1 pseudogene is annotated in these 206 nt (G+C 68.0%); it reads left to right on the plus strand.

Going from position 1 to position 206, the window contains the following annotated elements:
* Positions 1-206: pseudogene (locus tag GZH79_RS18585) on the plus strand (IS3 family transposase); the annotation flags it as partial.

The following is a 206-nucleotide window of genomic DNA, read 5'->3' on the forward strand; positions in this document are numbered from 1 at the left end:
GTAAGCGGCGCGCCCGGCGCAAAGCGGTGGGAACCCGGGCACCGATCCTGGTCGAGGCCCGGCCCAATGCGCGTTGGTCGCTGGATTTTGTCCATGACCAGCTCGCCTGCGGCCGACGGTTCCGCATCCTGAACGTGGTTGATGATGTGACCCGGGAATGCCTCGCGGCGATCCCGGACACCTCGATCTCGGGGCGGCGTGTTGCG

Source organism: Loktanella sp. SALINAS62, from assembly GCF_018263905.1.
Lineage (GTDB): Bacteria > Pseudomonadota > Alphaproteobacteria > Rhodobacterales > Rhodobacteraceae > Loktanella.